The organism is Dyella acidiphila, from assembly GCF_014863405.1.
GTDB classification, from domain to species: Bacteria; Pseudomonadota; Gammaproteobacteria; order Xanthomonadales; family Rhodanobacteraceae; genus Dyella_B; species Dyella_B acidiphila.
The window spans coordinates 114,745-121,641 of sequence record NZ_JACZZA010000014.1 but is presented as its reverse complement, the minus strand read 5'-3'; the positions used below and the strand labels follow the sequence as shown (position 1 = coordinate 121,641).

General features: G+C 61.6%; 9 protein-coding genes and 1 pseudogene. 4 read left to right on the top strand and 6 right to left on the bottom strand.

Annotation, left to right across the window (positions count from 1 at the left end; translation table 11 throughout):
• Positions 1 to 828 precede the first annotated feature (828 nt).
• Together IGX34_RS22535 and IGX34_RS19540 are read left to right on the top strand one after the other, a co-directional pair.
• Positions 829 to 939 (top strand): annotated as a pseudogene (locus tag IGX34_RS22535) (type II toxin-antitoxin system HicA family toxin); the annotation flags it as partial.
• A gap of 99 nt (positions 940 to 1,038) precedes the next feature.
• The gene (locus IGX34_RS19540; RefSeq protein ID WP_192557421.1) at positions 1,039 to 1,449 is read left to right on the top strand and encodes a type II toxin-antitoxin system HicB family antitoxin; all 411 of its coding nucleotides are present in this window, start codon (positions 1,039 to 1,041) and stop codon (positions 1,447 to 1,449) included.
• Positions 1,450 to 1,502: 53 nt separating this feature from the next.
• On the opposite strand, the gene IGX34_RS19535 is transcribed toward IGX34_RS19540, so the two are convergent.
• Both IGX34_RS19535 and IGX34_RS19530 read right to left on the bottom strand, forming a co-directional pair.
• Positions 1,503 to 1,907, bottom strand: coding sequence for a hypothetical protein (locus IGX34_RS19535; protein WP_192557420.1), 405 nt, complete (start codon positions 1,905 to 1,907; stop codon positions 1,503 to 1,505).
• A 154-nt stretch (positions 1,908 to 2,061) separates the two neighbouring features.
• Positions 2,062 to 2,385 carry a hypothetical protein gene (locus IGX34_RS19530; protein ID WP_192557419.1) on the bottom strand — a complete coding sequence of 108 codons (324 nt, stop codon included), beginning with the start codon at positions 2,383 to 2,385 and terminating at the stop codon, positions 2,062 to 2,064.
• Positions 2,386 to 2,691: 306 nt separating this feature from the next.
• On the opposite strand from IGX34_RS19530, the gene IGX34_RS19525 reads away from it, so the two are divergent.
• Positions 2,692 to 3,366 (top strand): dienelactone hydrolase family protein, encoded by a 675-nt coding sequence (locus IGX34_RS19525; RefSeq protein WP_192557418.1) that lies wholly within the window; start codon positions 2,692 to 2,694, stop codon positions 3,364 to 3,366.
• Positions 3,363 to 3,788 carry an HIT family protein gene (locus IGX34_RS19520; protein ID WP_192557417.1) on the top strand — a complete coding sequence of 142 codons (426 nt, stop codon included), beginning with the start codon at positions 3,363 to 3,365 and terminating at the stop codon, positions 3,786 to 3,788. Before IGX34_RS19525 ends, IGX34_RS19520 begins: the two co-directional genes overlap by 4 nt.
• Positions 3,789 to 3,851: 63 nt before the next feature.
• Here IGX34_RS19520 and IGX34_RS19515 read toward each other — a convergent pair whose 3' ends face one another.
• From IGX34_RS19515 to apbC, 4 genes are all read right to left on the bottom strand, one after another.
• A complete protein-coding gene (locus tag IGX34_RS19515; RefSeq protein WP_225737624.1) occupies positions 3,852 to 4,382 on the bottom strand; it encodes a hypothetical protein in 531 nt (176 codons plus the stop codon).
• An 84-nt stretch (positions 4,383 to 4,466) separates the two neighbouring features.
• Positions 4,467 to 5,033, bottom strand: a complete 567-nt coding sequence (gene dcd / locus IGX34_RS19510) for a dCTP deaminase (RefSeq protein WP_192557416.1) — start codon at positions 5,031 to 5,033, stop codon at positions 4,467 to 4,469.
• A gap of 87 nt (positions 5,034 to 5,120) precedes the next feature.
• Positions 5,121 to 5,663 carry an NADPH-dependent FMN reductase gene (locus IGX34_RS19505; RefSeq protein ID WP_192557415.1) on the bottom strand — a complete coding sequence of 181 codons (543 nt, stop codon included), beginning with the start codon at positions 5,661 to 5,663 and terminating at the stop codon, positions 5,121 to 5,123.
• A complete protein-coding gene (gene apbC, locus IGX34_RS19500) occupies positions 5,660 to 6,754 on the bottom strand; it encodes an iron-sulfur cluster carrier protein ApbC (protein WP_192557414.1) in 1,095 nt (364 codons plus the stop codon). Before apbC ends, IGX34_RS19505 begins: the two co-directional genes overlap by 4 nt.
• Positions 6,755 to 6,897: the final 143 nt, after the last annotated feature.

Genomic DNA, 6,897 nt, shown 5'->3' with positions numbered 1-6,897 from the left:
AACACGGTTCGGCCGCATAGCGCGTTGAATTATCGGCCACCGGCTCCTGAAGCTGTCCTGCCAGCCATCCAGGATGTACATCTGAAGCTCGCTGCTTAAACTAACCCTACATCTGGACCAGTTAGTGCAGGCCACTCAATCGCGCATACCTGAAATGCATTACTCAATTGAAAATTTTAAATTACAACAACCCCAAGATTGGTTTGAGATCATTGACGCTTATCGAGAAATGGTCCGCACAAATCCGATGGGTCAAGGTGGTTATCTAAAAGGTGACGTTAGTCCGCCAATTTCGCGCTAAGTCTGTTGTCGGAAAGGTATTTGTTCCATACATCGACGCATCCTTGGACTAACTCCGAAACGTTTCTGCGCCTGTCTGAATAGAGATACCACTCATGCGAACTCTTCGTCCATGGATCCCATTCTCGACCAATTCTGGGCGCTGGATCGAGACTCGGGCGGTCGTACTGTAAATGTTTCGATGAATTGCAGATGTCACGACAGAGCTGGAGCTCGACAGAAGAATCAAATAGCGCCTTCATATCTTTTTTAGAGACCGCTTCAGAGGAGACCAGCCAATCGCACAGGTGGTAACTACTCTGAAAAAAAGCATAGATGAAATCATAAACAACGTCGGAATCACCGCCTCCATACACTTCGGCGAGACGATCACGCCATCGCAGCATTCGACGGTACTGTCCCTGCCATCCCTCGTACCAGTCACGATTCATCGTTTTCCCCGTAGCTGCGCTCGACGAGACTGTATCTGTAAGCAGGCTCACTCAGTTCTGAGCCCCGGAATGGTGGGTATAGTGTTGACGATCCCATTTGGTAGGTATAATAACCACCGCGAAGAGCGCGGATGTCATCACGCGGCCGGAAGCCGAGGGCTGGGTAATGAGCCGCGTCAAAGGCTCACATCATCAGTTCAAACACCCTCCAGACCGGGCCTCGTTACGGTCCCCCATCCAAAGCCGACATTCCCACAGGTACGTTTCACAGCATCGCCAAACAGGCGGGCTGGAAATAGGAGGCCCCATGCGATTCCCTGTTGTTCTACATACCGACGACGGCCAGCATTACGGCGTCACCGTGCCGGACCTTCCCGGTTGTTTCTCAGCGGGCGACTCCATCGACGACGCGCTGGTCCAAGTGCTGGAAGCGATCGATCTGCATCTGGAAGGCATCATGGACGATGACTCCGCCGAGCTTCCCGAGCCGCAGCCTATCCGGGTCCATCAGCAGCATATCGACTATGCGAATGGCATCTGGGCGGTGGTGGATGTCGATACGGCCAAATACGAAGGCAAGGCTGAAAAGATCAACATCACCGTGCCGCGCAAATTGCTCTCGAAGATCGACAGCTATGTTTCCACGCACCCAGGGGAGACACGCTCGGGCTTTATGACGCGGGCGGCTTTACAGGCGATACGTAGCCAGGCTGCTTAGCGACCTCGGCTCCTCTTTTCCGTTGAAAACAGCGTGACCCACAAGATCGCAACTCAATGGCACTTAGTCACGGTATTGGTCACCGTCTGGCTCGTCGTCGTATCGCCGCTCTGCTGCGTCCCGCTCTGCTGAGTCGTCGATGTAGTGGTGCAGTTGCTGTCACTTTGCGTGTTTTGATTCTGGTTGTTCTGCTGCGATGCCCAGGCATTGTCTTGCTGTTGCTGCTGCCTCCACTGCGCGGCATCCCGCTGCTGCCGTTCCAGCGTGGCGCTGCGGCGATTCGCGAGCGACATCATGCAATCGGCGAAGCGATTGGTGCCGGGCTGGTAACCGTAGCCTTGACAGGTCGCCTGATCGGCGGCGGTCTGCTGCGGCGATGGGCGGGTGTCGACACTGCAGCCGGCGAGTGTCATTGAGGTGCCCATCACTGCAAATGCAAGAAGCACTCGTGTCTTCATGGCAGTTCTCCCATTGCACGAATAGTGGGTAGATAGAGTCGATTGGCGGTGCGTAGGTTGGGTTAGCGCAGCGTAACCCAACGATGCCAGTTCCTTCGGTGAGGATCTGTTGGGTTACGCTGCGCTAACCCAACCTACGGGTTGGCTTCGGGTGCTATTTTTCGCGGCAATTCGGGCCATACCAGGCGTTGTTCACGGTATCGAGATTTGCGTCCATCATCGATGCGCCGCAAACCGGGAATCGCGTATCGCCGTTGCGCTGAATGCTCAGCGCCTTCATGTTGGCATCGCCTTGCACTTGCGCGACAGCCCGATCTTCACGGCGCGTGTCGACCTTCATCATGCAATGGGCGAACTGGTCTGTGCCCGGCTGATAGCCATAGCCGGCACATTTGGCTTGGTCGGCGGCGTGCTGCTGTTGGGGCGAGACGGTTTCACAACCCGCCGTAGCGGCGAAGACCAGCAGCAAAACGATCAAGACGTATCTGCGCATATTCCCTCCAGTCGTGGAATGACCAAATAGAAACCGCTTGACTACGATGTAATGACCCCGGTTACGAAGCCTCCCCAAGGCTCGACCGCATCATATACGAATGATTGACAGTGAATCCCTCGATGGGTCCACAACAGGCGTCTCTTGCAGGCCCCCAGGTAGCGCAGGGGCGGCACGCCGACACGTGTATTGATGGAGAGTCCGCCATGCACGCGGACCTCGCTGTTTCCTACACGTCATATCAATCACTGGCGTTTACACTGGCGGCCTATCCAAGCCGGAGCTACCGCCATGGGCACGTCCATCAACATTCCGACCTCGGGCACCCAGTGCATTGGCGCCTATCTGGCGGAAGCGCCGGGCAAGCCCAAGGGCGGCGTGGTGGTGATCCAGGAAATCTTCGGGGTGACGGCGCATATACGCAGCGTGGCCGATCGCTTTGCCGCAGCCGGCTATACCGCGGTGGCTCCGGCGTTTTTCGATCGCCTGGAAAGCGGTGTGGAACTCGAATACGACGACGCCGGCATGCAGCGCGGCCGCCAGTTGGTGACCGAACTCGGCCTGGAGCGTGCGCTGGAAGACGTTGCCAGCGCCGCCGAGTCGATCGCCTCGGCCGGCAAGATCGGCAGCGTGGGCTATTGCTGGGGCGGCACCGTGGCGCTGCTCGCCGCGCTGCGCCTGGGGCTGCCGTCGGTGAGCTACTACGGCGCACGCAATCTGGCCTTTCTGGGCGAAACGCCGCAAGCGCCGGTGATGTTCCATTTCGGCGACGAAGATGCCTCCATTCCGCCCGAGGCAGTTGCCAAGCATCGCCAGCTGCTGCCGCAGATGGAGGTGTACAACTACGCCGGTGCCGGCCACGCCTTCAATCGCGATATCGACCCCAGGCACTATCACGAAGCCAGCGCCAGGCTCGCCTGGCAACGCACGCTGGCTTTCTTCGAACAAAACCTGGGTCACGCATGAGCAGCATCGATTTCACCCTGGACGCGCGCCTGGATGCCGATACGCAACACATCGCTTCACTTCCGTTGTGCGAAGTGCTGCTGATGAACGATACGCGCTTTGCCTGGCTGATCCTGGTGCCGCGCCGCATTGGCATGAGCGAAATACTCGACCTGGCCGCCGACGAACAGCAGCAGCTGTGGCAGGAGATCAACCAGGTGGCGGCGCTGCTGCGTAACGCGGTGCCGTGCGACAAGCTCAATATCGGCGCGCTGGGCAATATCGTGCGGCAGTTGCATGTGCATGTGCTCGCACGCGTGGAAGGCGATGCGGCATGGCCCGGTCCGGTATGGGGCAGCGGCCGCGCCGAACCCTACGCGGACAGCGCGCTGCAAGCACGCATCGCGCTGCTGCAAAACCGGCTGGCGGCAAGCACGATCTGATCTGGCAAAAAACAGAACGCCCGCGCAAGGCGGGCGTTCTGGCTGGAACAGGGTGCGTACGGCTTAGTGACCGCCACCGCCCTGCTGCTGCGACTGGTCGTCGCCGCCGCCGTTGCCGCCGTAGGCATTGCCGCTGGCGTCCTTCTGGTTGTCGCTGCTGGGCGCAGCGGCCGGCGCATGGTAGTCCTCCAGCGCACGCGCCTTGGTATCCACCGGGTTGATGCGCGCCAGCTTGCCGCCGTCGTCGTAGTACACCACGAAGCCGTAGTCGAGCTGCAGGCGTGCCATGTACTGCAGATGCTGCTTGCGGATCTTCGAATCATCGCTGGGCAGCAGCAGCACCGTCTTGGGCAAGCGGCCGGTTTCTTTCAGATAGGCGAAATGGCTGCCGGCATCCAGCGCCGACAGCACGGCGCCGTCGATCAGGAACTGGCCGCTCTTGTACGCCTTCATGGTCAGGTCGAACTGGCTCTGCGTCTGCGAGGTGGGCACCTCGTCTTTGCTCGCACCGCGGTGGCAACCGCCGAGTACCAGCAGGCTGCCGATCAGGAGCACGGCAGCGCCGCGGCGCGGCAACGTGGAAAAACGGATCATGTGGATCTCCTGCAACTGTTTCGGTGAGGCCAGCGAAGTGTAGCGCCGCCCCGCAAGGATGGATGGGTGAAAGGCAGCGGGCATTCAGGTCCGTGGCAAGGTAACGCCTTGCTGGCCCTGGTATTTGCCGCCGCGGTCGCGGTAGCTGGTTTCGCATTCCTCGTCGGACTCGAAAAACAGCATCTGCGCCACGCCTTCATTGGCATAGATTTTGGCAGGCAGCGGCGTGGTGTTGGAAAACTCCAGCGTCACATGGCCTTCCCACTCCGGTTCCAGCGGCGTGACGTTCACGATGATGCCGCAGCGGGCATAGGTGCTTTTGCCCAGGCACACGGTGAGCACCTGGCGCGGGATGCGGAAATATTCCACCGTGCGCGCCAGCGCAAAGGAGTTGGGCGGGATGATGCAGACGTCCGCTTCCACGTCGACGAAGCTGGTCGGGTCGAACGCCTTCGGATCGACGATGGTGGAATTGATATTGGTAAAGATCTTGAATTCGCGCGCGCAACGCACGTCGTAGCCGTAGCTGGAGGTGCCGTAGGAAATCAGTTTGTTGCCGTCGCGCAGCTTCACCTGCCCTGCTTCGAACGGCTCGATCATGCCGTGCTGCTCCGCCATGCGGCGGATCCATTTATCTGATTTGATGCTCACGCGGACTCCGGGTACGGGCCATGCGCCAGGCTCCCCCGGGCGCAAAGCGCTAAAAATACATGGTCGGGCGGGCGCTGTGCCAGCCGGTCAGCGGCTTTCCCAAGCGCCATTCAGACAGGCCAGCGCCGTGCGCAGTTCCAGGCAGCGCGCCTCGCTCGCAAGGATCTGCGCCGGACTGCAGCCGGCGCCGGGCAACGCCACCCCCAGCGGCTCGGGCGACAACAGCTGCGCGGACATGGTGCGCAGGATTTCGCACAGGGCGTCCTGCGCATGGTGCGAGCCACGTGCCGAGGCATTGAGCAGCAGCACCGGCTTGCCGGGAAATTCCAGGCTGCCGACCAGCCAGTCCAGCAAATTCTTGAACGCGCCCGGCACGCCATGCGCGTATTCCGGGCAGGCGATCAGCAGCGCGTCGCTGCGTCCCACCGCCTCGCGCAGGGCCTGCACGGCGGGCGGCAGCGGTTCGTTTTCGTCGTCCGGATTGAACAGCGGCAGCTCGCCCAGCCCCTCGTACAGGCGCAGTGCCAGCGAGGCCGGCGCCAGCTGCCGCGCTGCCAGCAGCGCCGCGGTGTTGGACGATACCCGCCGCAGGCTGCCGCTCAGGCAGAGCACCTGCCGCGGGGCACTCATGCCGCGGGCGTGCCCTGCACCACGATCTTGCCCAGGCCCAGCGACTTGTTGCGCGGCTGGCGCGACAGCCGGCCGGCGGTATTGCGCGCGATGTCGCGATAGCGTGCGGCCAGGTCCGAATCGGGCATGGCCACCACCGTGGGCTGGCCGCCGTCGGCCTGCTCGCGGATGCGGATATCCAGCGGCAGCGAGCCCAGGTAAGGCACCTGGTACTGCTCGGCCATGCGTTCGCCGCCGCCGGCGCCGAAGATATGTTCCTCGTGCCCACAATTCGTACAAATATGCGTAGCCATGTTTTCCACGATGCCCAGCACCGGCACCTCCACCTTCTCGAACATCTTGAGCGCCTTGCGTGCATCCAGCAGCGCGATGTCCTGCGGCGTGGTGACGATCACTGCGCCGGCCACCGGCACCTTCTGCGACAGCGTCAGCTGGATGTCGCCGGTGCCCGGCGGCAGGTCGATGATCAGGTAATCGAGCATGTCCCAGCGCGTATCGCCAAGCAGCTGCATCATCGCCTGGGTCACCATCGGGCCGCGCCAGATCATCGGCGTTTCCTCGTCGACCAGAAAACCGATCGACATGGCCTGCAGGCCGTGCGCGCTCATCGGCGTGATGCTTTTGCCGTCCGGCGACTCCGGCTTGCCCTGGATGCCGAGCATGCGCGGCTGGCTGGGCCCATAGATATCCGCATCGAGAATGCCGACCTTGGCGCCTTCGGCCGCCAGCGCCAGCGCCAGGTTCACCGACACCGTGGACTTGCCCACGCCGCCCTTGCCCGAGGCCACCGCGATGATGTTTTTCACATTGCCCAACGGCGCCAGCGTGCCCTGCACTTTGTGCGCGTGGATGCGCGTGCCGAGCGAGACCGCCGCCGCGTCGATCGCCGGATCGGCTTCCAGCGCCTGCCTGGCCTGGGCTGCCAGTACCTGCGCCGCACCGGCCGCGGGATAACCCAGCTGGATATCCACCGACACCCTGGCGCCATCCACGCCGACGGCACGAATGGCCTCGGCCAGGGGCGCGCCGGTATGGGAATCGATCAACTCGCCGAGAATCCGGCGCACCAGGGCTTCGTTCGCCTGCGTCATGGGGAAAGGATAGTTCTGAGGAGATCGTGCATTATGCCAGCACCGGCGCGAGCCGCCCTGGCCGGGAAGTGCTTGAAACGTATGGTGGCGGTGAACTGCGCGTGTTTGCGCAATGCAACTTGACCATGCCCCGAGCGGCTGGG

What these genes read in the sequence shown, in the direction of transcription:
- IGX34_RS19540 (WP_192557421.1), top strand. Translation starts at nt 1,039, where the DNA reads ATGCGATTCCCTGTTGTTCTACATACCGACGACGGCCAGCATTACGGC.
- IGX34_RS19535 (WP_192557420.1), bottom strand. Translation starts at nt 1,907, where the DNA reads ATGAAGACACGAGTGCTTCTTGCATTTGCAGTGATGGGCACCTCAATG.
- IGX34_RS19525 (WP_192557418.1), top strand. Translation starts at nt 2,692, where the DNA reads ATGGGCACGTCCATCAACATTCCGACCTCGGGCACCCAGTGCATTGGC.
- IGX34_RS19520 (WP_192557417.1), top strand. Translation starts at nt 3,363, where the DNA reads ATGAGCAGCATCGATTTCACCCTGGACGCGCGCCTGGATGCCGATACG.
- IGX34_RS19515 (WP_225737624.1), bottom strand. Translation starts at nt 4,382, where the DNA reads ATGATCCGTTTTTCCACGTTGCCGCGCCGCGGCGCTGCCGTGCTCCTG.
- IGX34_RS19505 (WP_192557415.1), bottom strand. Translation starts at nt 5,663, where the DNA reads ATGAGTGCCCCGCGGCAGGTGCTCTGCCTGAGCGGCAGCCTGCGGCGG.
- apbC (WP_192557414.1), bottom strand. Translation starts at nt 6,754, where the DNA reads ATGACGCAGGCGAACGAAGCCCTGGTGCGCCGGATTCTCGGCGAGTTG.